Consider the following 15,622-nt stretch of genomic DNA (forward strand, 5'->3'; position numbering starts at 1 on the left):
ACTACTACTTCCTAATATTGAATTCTTTTGCTGATGCTTATTGAGGCAAAAATTGCGTTCCAATACTTTCACCAGCGAATAGCTGTACTAATTTTTCTGGGTAACGCCAGGTCGCGACTTCGATAGGGCGACCAAGATCATTGGCCGCCTCCAAAGCAGCTTTAACTTTGACGATCATGCCGTCTGTGATCACATGTCCATCGATCAACATGTTCGCTTGTTGTTCCGACAGGGTTTTGATCAAATGGCCTTTACCATCTAATACACCACTCACGTCTGATAGCAGGACCAACTCCGCATCTAATGCGCCCGCAACCGCGACTGCGGCTTGGTCAGCATTCACATTCATCATCTGGCCATCTGTGGTTAAGCCAATTGAACTGATGATCGGCAGTGCGCCTGTGTTTAATACCGCTTGTAATAGCGTTGAATCACCCGGTGATGCTTTACCTACCGCGCCCAACTCTGGGTCAAGTTCTTCAACAAGACACAAACCACCATCCGCAAGGCTAAGACCTACTGCATTGAGTCCATCTGCGATGGCTTGACCTTGAAGTAGCTTATTCGCTGTGCCTGCAAGCGCGCCTGCAATCACCGGAATTTGATCGTAAGGCGTTACGCGTAAACCGTTTTTCTTTACGGTTTCAAGCTGAAGCTTTGCCATCAACTCATCAACTAGGTAGCCACCGCCATGAACGATGGCGATTTGTCGCTGTGCCGATTTTTGGTAAGCCGCAATGGCACCAAACAGTTGGCTTAAGGTTTGAGTGCAAGATAGAGCAGCACCGCCTAGCTTAATGACTAAAGGAGCTTGATTGGTTTGCGTCATCGCATTTCCCTCTTTCAACGACTACAGCAACGCTGTCAGTTCTGGGTAACCATAATGAATATTGAGACATTGCATCGCTTGACTTGATGCACCTTTGAGTAGGTTGTCGATGGCTGAAATCACAATGATGTGTTCGCCTTGTACCTTCCAGCCGATATCGCAGAAAGGGGTATTTTCGACATCCTGAATACGTGGAATGCCATCGCCTTTTAAACGCACGGCTGGCTTTCCTAGATAAGCTTGTTCAAATGCTTGAGCGACTTGTTGCTCTGTAACGCCTGATGCTAGCTTCATGGTGATCGTGGCAAGAATGCCGCGTTTAAAGTTGCCTAGGTGCGGAGTAAAAATCACATCGCAACCTAAGTGTTGAGCAATTTCTGGTTGGTGACGATGAGTAAATACACCATAAGGTTGCAAGCTCACTTCACAGAAACTGTTCACCATAGAAGCTTTACGCCCAGCTCCGGACACACCGCTAGTCGCGTTAATGACAGGCCATTGATTGGTATCCACTAATGCATTTTCGAGTAGAGGTTTGATGGCTAACTGCGAAGCAGTCGGGTAGCAACCTGCTACAGCAACTAAGGGAGCAGTTTTAATTGATTCCTGGTTCCACTCTGCTAAGCCGTATGCAGCTTTATCTAGCCAGTTATTATGTTGATGCTCGAAGCCATAAAAGGTGTTGTAAAAACCTTCACTTTGGACGCGGAATGCCCCCGATAAATCGAATACCTGACAGCCTGCCTCCAAGAAAGTTGGGGCTAGATCGTGGCTCACCTCATGAGCCGTTGCTAAAAACACCACATCCGATTCTTGAGCGATTTGCAGTGGTTCCGTTAGTGGCGAGACCGGCATATCAATGATGCCTGCTAACTTACCGTGCAGCTGCGCAATATTCTTTCCTGCATCAACACTGTTGGCGGAGACGTATAAACCTGATAGCGTGAGTTGTGGGTGTTTATTAACCATTAACGCTAACTCTGCGCCGGTGTAACCGCTGGCTCCAATAATCGTGGTTTTTAGCATTGTGTGACATCCATATACTTAAAGGCTTAAATGACTATTCATATTTAATTTTTGCTTTATTTTGATTTTTTATTCATTAAATATGATTTAATATGTGTTTTACATTTTTGTGGTCTGTCTGTCAACAGGAGATTTGAAGAATCCATGCAATTACCAACTTTTCTAGAGGTCTATGAAGGACTCATCAGCACCTCTTCTATCAGCTCCACGGATCCGAGCTGGGATCAGGGCAATGCAAAAGTCATCGAAAAACTCGCATCTTGGTTTAAAGATCTGGGTTTTAGCGTTGAAGTGATCGAGGTCGAGCCAGGCAAGCACAATATGATTGCACGTATGGGTGAGGGTGAAGGCGGCCTTTTACTTGCGGGCCATAGTGATACCGTGCCATTCGATCAAGGACGATGGAATTTTGATCCACATAAACTGACTGAAAAAGACAACCGCTTTTACGGTTTAGGCACGGCAGACATGAAAGGCTTTTTTGCCTTTATTTACGAAGCCGTCAAAAAAGTCGACTGGAGCAAGCAGACCAAGCCGCTGTACGTATTAGCCACTTGTGACGAAGAGACCACAATGTTGGGTGCACGACATTTCACCGTAAACGCCCCTTTTAAGCCGGATTACTGCATTATTGGTGAGCCTACCAGCCTCGTTCCTATTCGCGGCCACAAAGGTCATGTGGCGAATGCAATTCGGGTCACGGGTAAGTCAGGCCATTCATCCGATCCTGCCTTAGGCGTTAACGCGATTGAGATCATGCATGAAGTGATGTTTGCCATGATGCAACTGCGCGATAAATTGGTGAAAGAATACCACCATCCGGGTTTTGCCATTCCAAGCCCTACCCTAAACCTTGGACACATTCACGGCGGTGACAGCGCTAACCGTATTTGTGGTTGCTGTGAGCTGCACTATGATGTTCGCCCTCTACCAGGGATCAGCCTGGATGGCCTAGAAAATATGCTGCGCGGAGCATTAAAAGAAGTCGAAGCAAAGTGGCCTGGACGCTTGGAGATAATTCCGTTACATGAACCAATTCCGGGTTACGAATGCCAACATGACCACCCATTTATCGGTGGTGTTGAAGAGATCTGCCAAACCAGTTCAGAAACCGTGAACTACTGTACTGAGGCGCCCTTCTTACAACAGCTCTGTCCAACCTTAGTTCTTGGTCCGGGTTCAATTGACCAAGCGCACCAACCGGATGAGTTTCTCTCATTTGATTTTATCGATCCCACAATTGATGTGCTTTCAAAGGCAATGGTCAAGTATTGCTGTTAATACGCGAATAAACTCAAAAGTCAGTGCAGCTCGATTGAGCTGCATCTTTTTATCTTCACAATTTAGCGCTAGCCTTAACACTTCTTTAACTTGTTATTTTGTAATTAATTTTCACTTCTTATTCTACAGCTGCCGTAAATTTGCTCTAAATCAGGAGACAGCGGAATAATTGCAAACTTAGTCTGCTTTATTTGACTATAACTGGTGCTTTTCGCTAGATTGGAGTCTTAACAAGGACAATGGATGTAGTTTTTTTACGAGGCAGGACGACAATGAACGAGAAATACGCCGCACTCAAAAGTAATGTGCGCATGTTAGGCCACTTATTGGGTAACACCATTCGCGATGCCCATGGCGAAGAAATCTTCGAGAAAGTGGAAACCATTCGTAAATTATCCAAATCAGCTCAAGCAGGAAATCAAGCAGACAGGGACAGCTTGATCGAAGAAATCAAACATTTACCTGATGAGCAGCTAACGCCCGTTACCCGTGCGTTTAACCAATTTCTAAATCTCACCAATATTGCTGAGCAATACCACACGATTTCACGCCATTGTGAAGAGCACATTTGTGAACCAGACGCGATTAACTCGCTGTTTTCTAAACTGGTACAAAACAATGTGAGCAAACTGGACACTGCGCAAGCGGTTCGTGATCTGAATATTGAATTGGTATTGACGGCTCACCCAACGGAAATCACGCGTCGCACGATGATCAACAAGTTGGTCAAGATCAACGAGTGCTTATCAAAGTTGGAACTGAGTGATCTTTCTTCTAAAGAGCGCAAGAAAACTGAGCGTCGTTTAGAGCAACTGATCGCGCAAAGCTGGCATTCAGACGTAATTCGACAACAGCGCCCTACTCCGCTGGATGAAGCAAAATGGGGGTTTGCGGTCGTTGAAAACTCACTATGGGAAGCGGTGCCAGACTTCTTACGTGAAATGCACGATCGCTTGAAATCTTACTTGGGTGAAGGTTTACCAATTGATGCTCGCCCAGTGCACTTCTCTTCTTGGATGGGGGGTGACCGCGACGGTAACCCGTTCGTCACTCATAGCGTGACGCGTGAAGTATTGCTTCTGTCTCGTTGGAAAGCTGCAGATCTTTATCTCAATGACATCAACGAGTTGATCAGTGAACTGTCTATGACGGTTTCAAACGATCAAGTTCGTGAACTTGCTGGCGAAGATCAGCACGAACCATATCGTGCGATCCTGAAACAACTTCGCTCACTATTGAACGAAACCAAAGATATTCTCGATGCTAAAATCCATGGTCAAAAACTGGCCGTTAAAGCTCCGTTGCAAAAAGTCGAGCAACTTTGGGAACCTCTGTATGCCTGTTACCAGTCGCTAAATGAATGTGGCATGGGTGTGATCGCAAATGGCTCTCTACTAGATACATTGCGCCGCGTAAAAGCATTTGGTATTCATCTTGTTCGCCTTGATATCCGCCAAGAGAGCACGCGTCATTCAGACGTATTGTCTGAATTAACCCGCTACTTAGGCATTGGTGATTACGAACAATGGAGCGAGCAAGATAAGATTGCTTTCCTAACCAACGAACTCGCATCTAAACGTCCTCTTCTGCCTCGTGATTGGGAACCATCAGAACCTGTCAAAGAGGTTTTGGACACCTGTAAGATTATTGCAGCACAACCGCGTGAAGCATTCGGTGCCTACGTTATTTCTATGGCACGCACTGCATCGGATGTGTTAGCAGTCCACCTACTTCTGCAAGAAGCTGGCTGCCCATATCGTATGGATGTTTGCCCATTATTCGAGACGCTAGACGACTTGAACAATGCAGAATCGGTCATCAAACAGCTGATGGGTATCGACCTATACCGTGGCTTTATCCAAAACCACCAAATGGTCATGATTGGTTACTCTGACTCAGCGAAAGATGCGGGTGTCATGTCTGCAGGCTGGGCTCAGTACCATGCGATGGAATCGTTAGTAAAAGTGGCGGAAGAAGAAGGTGTTGAACTGACTCTATTCCACGGTCGTGGCGGTACAGTAGGCCGCGGCGGCGCGCCAGCACACGCAGCACTTCTGTCTCAACCACCAAAAAGCTTGAAAGGTGGTTTGCGCGTAACAGAACAAGGCGAGATGATCCGCTTTAAACTGGGCCTTCCAGATGTCGCCGTAAACAGTTTTAACCTTTACGCGAGCGCGATCCTAGAAGCCAACCTATTGCCACCACCAGAACCAAAACAAGAATGGCGCGACTTAATGGAAGTGCTATCAGAAGTTAGCTGCGAGTCTTATCGCAACGTAGTTCGCGGCGAGCCTGATTTTGTGCCTTACTTCCGTCAAGCGACACCAGAGCTCGAGCTCGGTAAGTTACCACTTGGCTCTCGTCCTGCAAAACGTAATCCGAAGGGCGGAGTGGAAAGCTTACGTGCAATCCCGTGGATCTTCTCGTGGAGCCAAAATCGTTTGGTACTTCCAGCATGGTTAGGTGCGGGTGAAGCGATTCAATACTCGATCGATAAAGGTCACCAAGCGCTGCTCGAAGAGATGTGTCGTGAATGGCCGTTCTTCTCGACTCGCCTTGGCATGTTAGAAATGGTGTACTCGAAGTGTAATATCGATATTTCTCGCTATTACGATGAGCGATTGGTGGATGAATCACTCCGTCCACTCGGTGAAAAGCTGCGCGCTCAGCTTCAAGAAGATATCAAAGCAGTACTGAATGTAGAGAACAACGAAAACTTGATGCAGCATGACCCTTGGGGACTCGAATCGATTCGCTTGCGCAACATCTACGTTGAGCCATTGAACATGCTACAAGCCGAGTTGCTATACCGTACACGCCAAACCGAAGAAGCATCTGCAAACCTAGAAGAAGCGCTAATGGTGACAATTGCTGGTATTGCAGCTGGCATGCGCAACACAGGCTAATCGCTTCATTTGTAATAAAAAAGCTGAGCAAGTGCTCAGCTTTTTTTTGGCGCTGGATAATTGCGCAACAAAAAGGCAGTTTAATAAACTATAAAAAGCCCAAAAATTACCACACAAAAAGAATAAAAAACCACAAGTTAACACTATTGATTATTATGTTAGTTTTTTAGGGTAATTTTGTCCTACTATTCCACTTCATGCTTATTATTTATATACTACTTGCCTGCTGAGAGCTCATAAATCCAATCATACCTGCTCCAGCCATGATGGGACTCCCCATCTCTCTAGGTGATAAACGGCTTTAAGGTGACAGGACCAACATTGTTGGTGCTACTTATACATTAAAAAACTCAAGTGCCAGAAAGAGCACAGCTGAAAGTATAAGTAGCTTGTTTACAAGTTTATTGACCATTTGGATTGAAGACATGTCATTACCACACGTAATCTTAACTGTTCTTAGCACTCGCGACGCAACCGGTTACGATATCACTAAAGAATTCTCTGCTAGCATCGGTTACTTCTGGAAAGCAAGCCACCAACAAGTGTACCGTGAACTCAATAAAATGGCCGAGAAAGAGCTGGTTACTTGCGTATTAGAACCCCAAGAAGGCAAACCAGACCGTAAGGTTTACTCCATCACAGATGCTGGTCGCAGCGCTTTAGGAGAATGGTTTGATCAACCAACTGCACACCCGACTGTTCGTGATGAATTTTCAGCGAAATTGATGGCATGTGCCGTTCAACCATCAACACCTTTCCGTGATCAACTCGCCGAACTGGTTGAAGAGTCTCGCAAACTGGTTTCTCACTACAAAGAAATTGAAGCGGCTTACTACGCAACGCCGTCAACTTTAGACAAACAAGCTCGCCTAGAGCGTTTAACGCTTCGTCGTAACCTACTGTTACGTGAAACGTGGATCACGTGGGCTGAAGAAGTCCTAACAGAACTTGAAGTGATTGGTTAATTTCCTTTTACTTTGATACAACGAAAAAGGCTTGCCACTCGGCAAGCCTTTTGTCTTTTTGAAACCCGATTTATGCACCTACTGCAGCGCGAGGACGAACGCCTAGCGTATGACATAAAGCGTAAGTCATCTCTGCACGGTTTAGGGTGTAGAAGTGGAAATCCTTAACGCCTTCACGACTAAGTACGCGCACCATATCAATAGCTTGGCTTGCTCCCACAAGCTGACGAGTCACCGGATCATCATCCAAGCCTTCGAACTGTTTACTCATCCAGCCTGGTACTTTCACATTGTTCTGCGCAGCAAAGCGAGAGGCTTGCTTAAAGTTCGACACTGGCAAAATACCAGGAACAATTTCCACATCAATTCCTGCCGCCACACAGCGATCGCGGAAACGAAGGTAAGACTCAACATCAAAAAAGAACTGAGTAATTGCACGGTTTGCACCTGCATCTACCTTACGTTTTAGGTTCAATAAGTCAGACTGCGCACTTTTAGCTTCAGGGTGAACCTCAGGAAATGCGGCTACTGAGATATCAAAATCGTGACGTGATTTCAGCAGCTCAACCAGATCCGAGGCATACATGTCAGGCGCACCGCCACCAGGAGGAATATCACCACGCAGAGCAACGATATTTTCAATGCCATTATTCCAGTAATCATCGGCAATATTAATCAACTCTTCGCGAGTCGCATCAATACAAGTGAGGTGAGGAGCAGCAACCAATCCGGTTGTTGCTTTGATTTCTTTAATGATGGAGTGCGTTCTGTCACGCTCGCCAGAGTTCGCGCCGTAAGTCACAGAAACAAATTTAGGTTGGAGCGTTTTAAGACGGTGCACTGAATTCCAGAGTGTCTCTTCCATCTTCGCGCTGCTTGGTGGAAAAAACTCAAATGATACATTGATGTTGTCTGACAACTCAGCAATATTCTGGTTCAAGGCGTCAATATGGCCTGCGTGCGTGTATCCCATCTTACTCTCCCTGTGGCACTCCGCCACGAAAACAAATTCCTTAAATCGACGTTTAGACGTCTATATGTCTACAGAATGTATTGAATACGATTTAATGTCAACCTTGTAATTATGAATTTTTCTCAAGTTAATAATGAGGATAGTTCAAGTTATTACTTGAACGTTATTTCACCACTTATCACAAGCCGATACTTCAGTATGGCACTGAAGGAAAAATAAAAACCCTGGTCGGGTTCCAGGGTTTTAGGTATCTCGCAACTTTAGAATAAACCAGCTAATCGGTTGAGATCGGATTGAATCGCGCCGGCTGTCACTTCTCTTCCTGCGCCAGGCCCTCGAATAACGAGTGGATTATCTTTATACCACTTACTTTCAATGGCAAAAATGTTGTCACACGGCAGTAGGTTGGCGAGCGCATGTTCACGAGATAACGCTTCTACTCCCACCGTCGCTTTACCATTTTTTTCTAAACGAGCAACGTAGCGAAGCACTTGGTCGTTTCTCTGTGCTTTTGTCAGGCGCTCTTGCAGTATTTCACTCAACAGCCCTCCGTTATCGAAGAAGTCATCGATGCTAAGTTCTCTTAATTCTTCTGGTACCAGAGATTCAACCTTAACGCTGCCCGGCTCAATATCGAGACCAGACTCTCGAGCTAAGATAACCAGCTTACGCATCACATCTGAACCATCTAAATCAGAACGAGGATCAGGCTCTGTTAAACCTTGCTGCCAAGCGAGGTCAACTAAATCATTAAATGGTACTGAGCCGTCAAATTGTTGGAATAACCATGATAACGTCCCTGAGAAAATACCCGATAGAGCAACGATCTCATCCCCACTTTCACGTAGATCTCGCACGGTATGGTTTATCGGTAACCCCGCACCAACCGTCGCGTTGTACAGCCAATAACGACCAATTTTAGCGAATGCATCTTGAACCTGATGGTAATACTGGCTATCTGCCGAACCCGCCACTTTGTTAGCGGAAATCAAATGAATGCCCTGCTGCGCAATTTCTACATAGCGCTGAGCTAAGTCTTTACTCGCTGTCACATCAAGCACTACGGCTTCATCGTAATTTTTTAGCGCTCCTAAGTGAGTTAACCAAGACCCATCGTTTGCTAGGCTTTCATCATCAAATCGTTCAGCAACACTTGCTGCATCAATACCTTGCTCATCGAACCAGTAGGTTTGACTATCCACGACCGCGACAAGGTCGAAGCTCATGCCATGACGTTTTTCGATCTCACCTTTTTGAGTTGCAAATAAATTTAACCAACTAGAACCAATGTTGCCCTTGCCACATAAAGCCACCGCCACACGCTTTTGCGCTTGGAACAACTGGCTATGAATCGTTTGAACCAACACTTCGGTATCAGTACGACGCAAAACGGCGACTAAACTCAGCCCCGACTCAGTTTCAGAAATAAATTCAACCGGAGAGTGTTTTAACTTCTGATAAAAACCAAAACAATGGTTGGCGTTTTTCGTAACGCCAGCGCCTACCGCCGCTAAGAGAGAGTAGCCTTCTTTGAGCTTAATCTCCGCTTCAACCGCAAGCTCTTGTAAGTGTTTCAGTGCGCCACCGGCAATTTCTGCGGTATACGCCAAGCGCAACGTGTGTTGATCGGGCTGTGCCTCAAATGCCAATGGCTCCAATTGCGCTCGCTGCAACGCTTGTAATACATCATTCTGTGTTTTTTCGAAGTCGTGCCCATGCATGAAAGACAGCTGCACCAATAAAACATCATCCAGCGAGGTAATAATTTTAGCGCCACGGCCAGACGCCAAGACACGCTCAATACGAGTAGAGCCCGATTCCGGCAGATAGCTACATTTGAGGTTGAGATCCATAGTACTTTGCGCCACAGGCTGAAGTGTACGACTGTGTAGGACTGGGGCGGCTAAACGGGCGAGTTCGCTGGCTTCATCCAATCGAAGTAACGGTAACAGACACGCGTCTGCCACCAAACGCGGATCGGCACTATAGACACCGGCAACGTCACTCCAAATGGTGACCGTGCTCACTTCAGCCAGAGCACCAATGACAGTTGCAGAATAGTCAGAGCCATTACGACCAAGTAAAATGGTTTCGCCCGCCTCGTTCTGAGCCATAAAGCCAGTAATTACCACACGTTTATGATTGTGTTGCGCGAGAACTTCTTTTATCAAAGGATATGAACGAGCGCGATCAACTTCAGGTTGAGTCCCGGCTTCCGCACGTAAAAACGCTCGTGCATCTTGTGCAACAGCGGGGATAGAACGTTGAGATAATAACGCGGCCAATAGGCGAGCAGACCAAACTTCTCCGTGTCCTAGTACCGCGGCTTTTTGCGCGCCAGTGAGTGGTGCTGTCAGCTCAGATAAGGTACTGAACTCATCATGCAGTAACGCTAATAGCTCTTCTTGTACTTCATTTTCCAACAAGTTTTCTATTAGCTCCGTTTGGAACTGCCTTAGGCTTTGAAGTGCTTCATGCGCGATTCGGCCATCTTTGTCTAACCCTTCTAGGAACTCAATCAAGCGGTTAGTGGTTTTTCCTGCCGCCGAGACGACCACAAGATCATTTTCCGTCGAATACTCCTTAAGAATATCCACAACGCGTAAATAGCATTCTGGGTTTGCTAAGCTACTGCCACCAAACTTATGCAGCTGACGTTGTAAAGTCATTATTATCGTCTCCTATTGTTGGGCAGCTTTAGCGAATGCTTGCTCTAAATCTGTGATGAGATCTTGTGCATCTTCCAAGCCGACAGACAAACGCAATAGTTGATGCGACACCCCCGCATCTGCAAGTGCTTCCTCTCCCATAGCGCGATGCGTCATGGATGCCGGATGACAAATCAAGCTTTCTACTCCACCTAATGACTCAGCCAATGAAAACAGTTGGAGCTCTTTAACGAACACTTTTAACTGCTCAAACGAACCGGCAAACTCAAAGCTCAGCATAGAGCCAAAGCCCGTTTGCTGCTTTTTAGCAATGTCATGACCTGGGTGCTCCGGCAGGCTTGGATGATAAATGGTTTTAACTAACGCTTGCTTCTGGAGATAAGCCAGTACCTGCTGTGAACTCTCTTCATGCACTCGCATGCGAGCACCAAGTGTACGAATGCCTCGCAACGTCATATAACTATCGAAAGGTGTGCCGGTCGCACCAATGCAATTTCCCCACCATGCAAGCTCTTCTGCATGCGCTTCTGTTTTGGTGATGATCACGCCACCAATCACGTCTGAATGACCGTTGATGTACTTCGTTGTGGAGTGGATAACAAAATCCGCACCTAGTTCTAAAGGTTTTTGGTACACGGGTGTCAAAAAGGTATTGTCCACCGCAACTAACGCGCCGACTTGTTTCGCTTTTTCACAGGTAGCTGCAATATCCACTACGCGAACCAGAGGGTTTGACGGAGTTTCTAGCAAAATGAGTTTTGGTTTTTGTGCTAATGCTGCATCCAAAGCTTGCTCGTCTGATTGATCGACAAACTGAACCTTAAAATCGCCTTTGTTGGCTCGGGTATTAAAAAGACGATAGGTGCCGCCATAACAATCGTGAGGAGCAATAATGAGATCATCAGGGCCAAGAAAAGCGGACACCCATAAATTTAATGCCGACGTACCGCAATTCGTGACAACCGCTCCTTTTCCAGACTCGAGTTCAGATAACGCACTTTCCAACAGTCCGCGGTTTGGATTTCCAGATCGTGTGTAATCATACTTAGGTACTTCACCAAAGGCAGGGAAACCATAGTTAGTGGAAAGATAAATAGGTGGAACGACAGCGTGATATTGGCTGTCTGATTCAATACCAGTGCGTACTGCAATGGTCGCAGGTTTGCGAGAGCTCATGGGTGTATCCTTTCACGGGTAATGACTTCTAAATAGGAATGCGCTATATCTAATGAGTAAAATAAAGTGATCAACACGCTTCCTTTGCTGTTCTGTTCACTTTACTCGTCAAAAAATGAGACGTCAACACTTCTAGACGTCTATATGTCTTTGCTTATGGCGGTAAATGCAGCTAAAATCAGCACCTAAATTATTTTTAACCGATTACATAAATGAAGGTGTGCAATGGCTGACTGGAATGGCGAATACATTAGCCCATATGCAGAGCACGGCAAAAAAAGCGAACAAGTAAAAAAAATTACCGTCTCTATCCCGCTAAAAGTTTTAAAAGTGCTAACTGATGAGCGTACTCGCCGTCAGATCAATAACTTACGCCATGCAACCAATAGCGAATTACTATGCGAAGCATTTTTGCACGCGTATACAGGTCAGCCACTTCCAACAGATGAAGACCTTCGTAAAGACCGTCCAGATGATATTCCAACAGAAGTAAAAGCACTGATGACCGAAATGGGCATCGAATTTGAGTCGTTTGACGAAGAGTAAAAAGCGAGACTGGAGGCTTCAGATAGCAATTCTTATCTCGAGCCAAAAGAATGATATAAAAAATGGGACGCGATTGCGTCCCATTTTTTGTACATCACATCTAATAGATATATTACTCTGCCATGTAGTTTTCAGGCATCTCGATACGAGCAACACCTGAATCAACTGCCGCCTGAGCCACAGCTTTTGCAACACGTGGTAGTAAACGTGAATCCATTGGTTTTGGAATGATGTAGTCTGCACCAAACTCAAGCTTATCGACGCCTGCGGCCTTCAATACAGTTTCAGGTACAGGCTCTTTTGCTAGCTCACGAATCGCCTCAACGGCTGCAAGTTTCATTTCATCATTGATTTCACTTGCGCGCACATCAAGAGCACCACGGAAGATGAATGGGAAACATAATACGTTGTTTACTTGGTTCGGGTAATCACTACGGCCAGTACCCATGATCAAATCATCACGAACAGCGTGGGCAAGTTCAGGCTTAATTTCAGGATCTGGATTCGAACATGCGAATACGATTGGCTTATCTGCCATCAGCTTCAACGCTTCCGCTGGCAATAGGTTTGGACCAGATACACCTAGGAACAGATCCGCGCCTTCAATTACATCTTCTAATGTGCGTTTGTCCGTGTTGTTTGCGAATAGCTGCTTGTATTCATTAAGATCATCACGACGAGTGTGGATCACACCTTTACGATCCAGCATGTAAATTTTTTCGCGCATTGCACCACATTTAATCAGCAGCTCCATACACGCAACAGCTGCAGCGCCAGCGCCAAGACAAACGATCGTTGAGTCTTCAAGCTTCTTACCTTGAAGTTCGATCGCGTTCAGCATGCCTGCCGCCGTTACAATCGCAGTACCGTGCTGATCATCGTGGAATACTGGTACATCACAACGCTCAATTAGACGCTTTTCAATCTCAAAACAATCTGGTGCTTTAATATCTTCAAGGTTGATACCACCAAAGGTGTCTGCAATGCTTGCAACAGTATCAACAAATTCATCGATCGTGCGGTGCTTAACTTCAATATCAATCGAGTCAAGGCCAGCAAAACGTTTAAACAGTAACGCTTTACCTTCCATCACTGGCTTAGATGCAAGTGGACCTAGGTTACCTAGACCCAGGATAGCGGTACCGTTAGAAATAACAGCAACCATGTTGCCTTTCGCTGTGTACTTGTACACGTTATCAGGGTTTTGTGCGATTTCACGCACTGGTTCTGCAACACCTGGGCTGTAAGCAAGGGCAAGATCACCCGCCGTTTCCGCAGGTTTTGTCAATTCGACAGCAATCTTCCCTGGAGTTGGATAAGCATGGTAATCCAATGCTTTTTGGCGATGTTCTTCTTCTGGAGTGGCTGCTTGGCGATTGTCTTCAGACATGGACGTTTCTCTTTTTTATTTTTAGGTAAGGGGGGATAAATTCTATCGGATAGAAATCAAACTTCATAGGCAAGATTGCGAGCAATATCCTTAAAAAGCCGATAATAAAAGAGATTAGACCAGATAGCGGGGATAAGCACCTGATTTTCGAGTCAGGTGCTCTTTTCTTCTTACAATTGAAGTACGCAAAATCCTGGACGCTATTACTCTTCGTCTACGTATTGCGCTTGGAGGTAGTTCTCAATGCCAGACATTTCAATCAAGCCAAGTTGCGTCTCTAGCCAGTCAACATGCTCTTCTTCATCTTCAAGAATATCTTGAAACAGATCGCGAGACACATAGTCTCGAATGTCTTCAGCATAGGCAATCGCATCTTTTAAATCTGGAATGGCGGCCATTTCAAGCTTTAAGTCACACTCGAGCATTTCTTTAGTATCTTCACCTATCATCAACTTGCCTAAATCTTGTAGATTCGGTAAGCCCTCAAGAAACAAAATACGCTCAATCAGATGATCGGCATGTTTCATCTCATCGATAGATTCGTGATATTCCTTATCTGCTAGGTGCTTTAACCCCCAGTCCTTATACATTCGAGCATGAAGAAAATACTGATTAATAGCGATAAGCTCATTTCCGAGCACTTTATTGAGATGTTGGATGATGATTGGATCGCCTTTCATGACAAAAACCTCCTCTTTAGCTTCATTTAAATGTAGAAGCAAATGAGAAGGTGTCAAAACGCTAGGCAAATAATTACTTAATTACCGCATGCTCACAGTAATTAGCTAGCTTGTTTGAATACCGTGTAACTGGTTTCCGCTAAAATATCCTTGGCCTGTCTGATGCACTTACCACATTGGCTACCCAATGCTGTGCATTTTTTGATTCCTTTAATATCCGTTACGCCTTCATCTATCGCCAACTTCCTAATTTTCTTGTCGGAGACCCCATGGCAAAGACAAACGTACATACTCAAAAACCTATTAAATTAACCTGTGGCAACCAATATAAACAAGAATAGTTCTTGTTACCAGTCGCATTGATAGGCCTGTTCAGAATATTTTGTTATATAGATTTGGTGACAGTAGGCAAAGATCAGAGGGTTAGGTGTTACGACTAAAGGTGTTGAAAAATAGAGCCGGTAATATTCTGTTTTTAAATTAAAAAATTAACGTATTTCCTACGAACACTTATAACCAAATATAATTTAGATATAAAAAAGGGAAGCCTAAGCTTCCCTTTCTCGATGCGCTTTCTTCATAAAGAAGAAGAGTGCAAGATTTCGTTTAATTCGTTATGAATTAGTCGAAGATCTTAGCAACAACACCAGCACCTACTGTACGGCCACCTTCACGGATCGCGAAACGTAGACCTTCGTCCATTGCGATTGGCGCGATTAGCTCAACAGTCATCTGTACGTTGTCACCTGGCATTACCATTTCTACGCCTTCTGGTAGCTGGATGTCACCAGTTACGTCAGTTGTACGGAAGTAGAACTGTGGACGGTAGCCTTTGAAGAATGGAGTGTGACGACCACCTTCATCTTTAGACAGTACGTATACTTCTGATTCGAACTTAGTGTGTGGAGTGATTGAACCAGGCTTCGCTAGTACTTGACCACGTTCAACTTCGTCACGCTTAGTACCACGTAGAAGTGCACCAACGTTCTCACCTGCACGGCCTTCATCTAGAAGCTTACGGAACATCTCAACACCAGTACATGTAGTAGTAGTAGTGTCTTTGATACCTACGATAGCAACTTCGTCACCTACAGTTAGGATACCACGCTCGATACGGCCAGTTACTACTGTACCACGACCTTGGATTGAGAATACGTCTTCGATAGGCATTAGGAATGGCT

At 45.3% G+C, this 15,622-nt stretch carries 13 protein-coding genes; 4 read left to right on the top strand and 9 right to left on the bottom strand.

Features of this window, described 5'->3' with window-relative positions; translation table 11 throughout:
* Positions 1-37 precede the first annotated feature (37 nt).
* Both argB and argC read right to left on the bottom strand, forming a co-directional pair.
* Complete coding sequence (argB, locus tag NL643_RS21295) at positions 38-829, bottom strand: acetylglutamate kinase (RefSeq protein ID WP_048626700.1); 792 nt, start codon at positions 827-829, stop codon at positions 38-40.
* A gap of 21 nt (positions 830-850) precedes the next feature.
* On the bottom strand, positions 851-1,855 hold the full coding sequence (argC, locus tag NL643_RS21300; protein WP_152815630.1) for an N-acetyl-gamma-glutamyl-phosphate reductase: 1,005 nt from the start codon (positions 1,853-1,855) through the stop codon (positions 851-853).
* Positions 1,856-1,999: 144 nt separating this feature from the next.
* Between argC and argE the strand changes: the two genes are divergently transcribed.
* The 3 genes from argE to NL643_RS21315 all read left to right on the top strand — a co-directional run bounded on the left by argE (position 2,000) and on the right by NL643_RS21315 (position 7,007).
* Positions 2,000-3,136, top strand: a complete 1,137-nt coding sequence (gene argE, locus NL643_RS21305) for an acetylornithine deacetylase (protein WP_012841347.1) — start codon at positions 2,000-2,002, stop codon at positions 3,134-3,136.
* Positions 3,137-3,408: 272 nt separating this feature from the next.
* The gene (gene ppc, locus NL643_RS21310; protein WP_253645129.1) at positions 3,409-6,042 is read left to right on the top strand and encodes a phosphoenolpyruvate carboxylase; all 2,634 of its coding nucleotides are present in this window, start codon (positions 3,409-3,411) and stop codon (positions 6,040-6,042) included.
* 425 nt (positions 6,043-6,467) lie between these two features.
* Complete coding sequence (locus NL643_RS21315; RefSeq protein ID WP_005395734.1) at positions 6,468-7,007, top strand: PadR family transcriptional regulator; 540 nt, start codon at positions 6,468-6,470, stop codon at positions 7,005-7,007.
* 70 nt (positions 7,008-7,077) lie between these two features.
* Here the strand turns inward: NL643_RS21315 and metF are convergent, their stop codons facing one another.
* From metF to NL643_RS21330, 3 genes are all read right to left on the bottom strand, one after another.
* Entirely contained in the window at positions 7,078-7,980 is a 903-nt protein-coding gene (gene metF / locus NL643_RS21320; protein WP_046874624.1) for a methylenetetrahydrofolate reductase, read from the bottom strand.
* Between the two features lie 260 nt (positions 7,981-8,240).
* On the bottom strand, positions 8,241-10,649 hold the full coding sequence (locus NL643_RS21325) for a bifunctional aspartate kinase/homoserine dehydrogenase II (protein ID WP_114324093.1): 2,409 nt from the start codon (positions 10,647-10,649) through the stop codon (positions 8,241-8,243).
* 12 nt (positions 10,650-10,661) lie between these two features.
* On the bottom strand, positions 10,662-11,825 hold the full coding sequence (locus tag NL643_RS21330; RefSeq protein ID WP_005395740.1) for an O-succinylhomoserine (thiol)-lyase: 1,164 nt from the start codon (positions 11,823-11,825) through the stop codon (positions 10,662-10,664).
* Positions 11,826-12,050: 225 nt separating this feature from the next.
* Between NL643_RS21330 and metJ the strand changes: the two genes are divergently transcribed.
* Positions 12,051-12,371 (top strand): met regulon transcriptional regulator MetJ, encoded by a 321-nt coding sequence (gene metJ, locus NL643_RS21335; protein ID WP_005381353.1) that lies wholly within the window; start codon positions 12,051-12,053, stop codon positions 12,369-12,371.
* A gap of 112 nt (positions 12,372-12,483) precedes the next feature.
* Here the strand turns inward: metJ and NL643_RS21340 are convergent, their stop codons facing one another.
* From NL643_RS21340 to NL643_RS21355, 4 genes are all read right to left on the bottom strand, one after another.
* Positions 12,484-13,761 (bottom strand): malic enzyme-like NAD(P)-binding protein, encoded by a 1,278-nt coding sequence (locus NL643_RS21340; protein ID WP_006742766.1) that lies wholly within the window; start codon positions 13,759-13,761, stop codon positions 12,484-12,486.
* Between the two features lie 203 nt (positions 13,762-13,964).
* Positions 13,965-14,441 (bottom strand): bacterioferritin, encoded by a 477-nt coding sequence (gene bfr, locus NL643_RS21345; RefSeq protein ID WP_005395745.1) that lies wholly within the window; start codon positions 14,439-14,441, stop codon positions 13,965-13,967.
* A gap of 101 nt (positions 14,442-14,542) precedes the next feature.
* Positions 14,543-14,731: a (2Fe-2S)-binding protein gene (locus NL643_RS21350; RefSeq protein WP_031780493.1), complete on the bottom strand. Its 189-nt coding sequence runs from the start codon at positions 14,729-14,731 to the stop codon at positions 14,543-14,545.
* A gap of 331 nt (positions 14,732-15,062) precedes the next feature.
* The coding region (locus tag NL643_RS21355) for an EF-Tu/IF-2/RF-3 family GTPase (RefSeq protein ID WP_253645130.1) at positions 15,063-15,622 on the bottom strand (560 nt) is incomplete at its 5' end.

The sequence above is a fragment of the Vibrio sp. Y42_MX_L11 genome (assembly GCF_024181785.1).
In the GTDB taxonomy this organism is placed as follows: Bacteria; Pseudomonadota; Gammaproteobacteria; order Enterobacterales; family Vibrionaceae; genus Vibrio; species Vibrio diabolicus.

What these genes read in the sequence shown, in the direction of transcription:
- argC (WP_152815630.1), bottom strand. Translation starts at nt 1,855, where the DNA reads ATGCTAAAAACCACGATTATTGGAGCCAGCGGTTACACCGGCGCAGAG.
- argE (WP_012841347.1), top strand. Translation starts at nt 2,000, where the DNA reads ATGCAATTACCAACTTTTCTAGAGGTCTATGAAGGACTCATCAGCACC.
- NL643_RS21330 (WP_005395740.1), bottom strand. Translation starts at nt 11,825, where the DNA reads ATGAGCTCTCGCAAACCTGCGACCATTGCAGTACGCACTGGTATTGAA.
- NL643_RS21315 (WP_005395734.1), top strand. Translation starts at nt 6,468, where the DNA reads ATGTCATTACCACACGTAATCTTAACTGTTCTTAGCACTCGCGACGCA.
- NL643_RS21350 (WP_031780493.1), bottom strand. Translation starts at nt 14,731, where the DNA reads ATGTACGTTTGTCTTTGCCATGGGGTCTCCGACAAGAAAATTAGGAAG.
- metJ (WP_005381353.1), top strand. Translation starts at nt 12,051, where the DNA reads ATGGCTGACTGGAATGGCGAATACATTAGCCCATATGCAGAGCACGGC.
- NL643_RS21325 (WP_114324093.1), bottom strand. Translation starts at nt 10,649, where the DNA reads ATGACTTTACAACGTCAGCTGCATAAGTTTGGTGGCAGTAGCTTAGCA.
- bfr (WP_005395745.1), bottom strand. Translation starts at nt 14,441, where the DNA reads ATGAAAGGCGATCCAATCATCATCCAACATCTCAATAAAGTGCTCGGA.
- argB (WP_048626700.1), bottom strand. Translation starts at nt 829, where the DNA reads ATGACGCAAACCAATCAAGCTCCTTTAGTCATTAAGCTAGGCGGTGCT.
- NL643_RS21340 (WP_006742766.1), bottom strand. Translation starts at nt 13,761, where the DNA reads ATGTCTGAAGACAATCGCCAAGCAGCCACTCCAGAAGAAGAACATCGC.
- ppc (WP_253645129.1), top strand. Translation starts at nt 3,409, where the DNA reads ATGAACGAGAAATACGCCGCACTCAAAAGTAATGTGCGCATGTTAGGC.
- metF (WP_046874624.1), bottom strand. Translation starts at nt 7,980, where the DNA reads ATGGGATACACGCACGCAGGCCATATTGACGCCTTGAACCAGAATATT.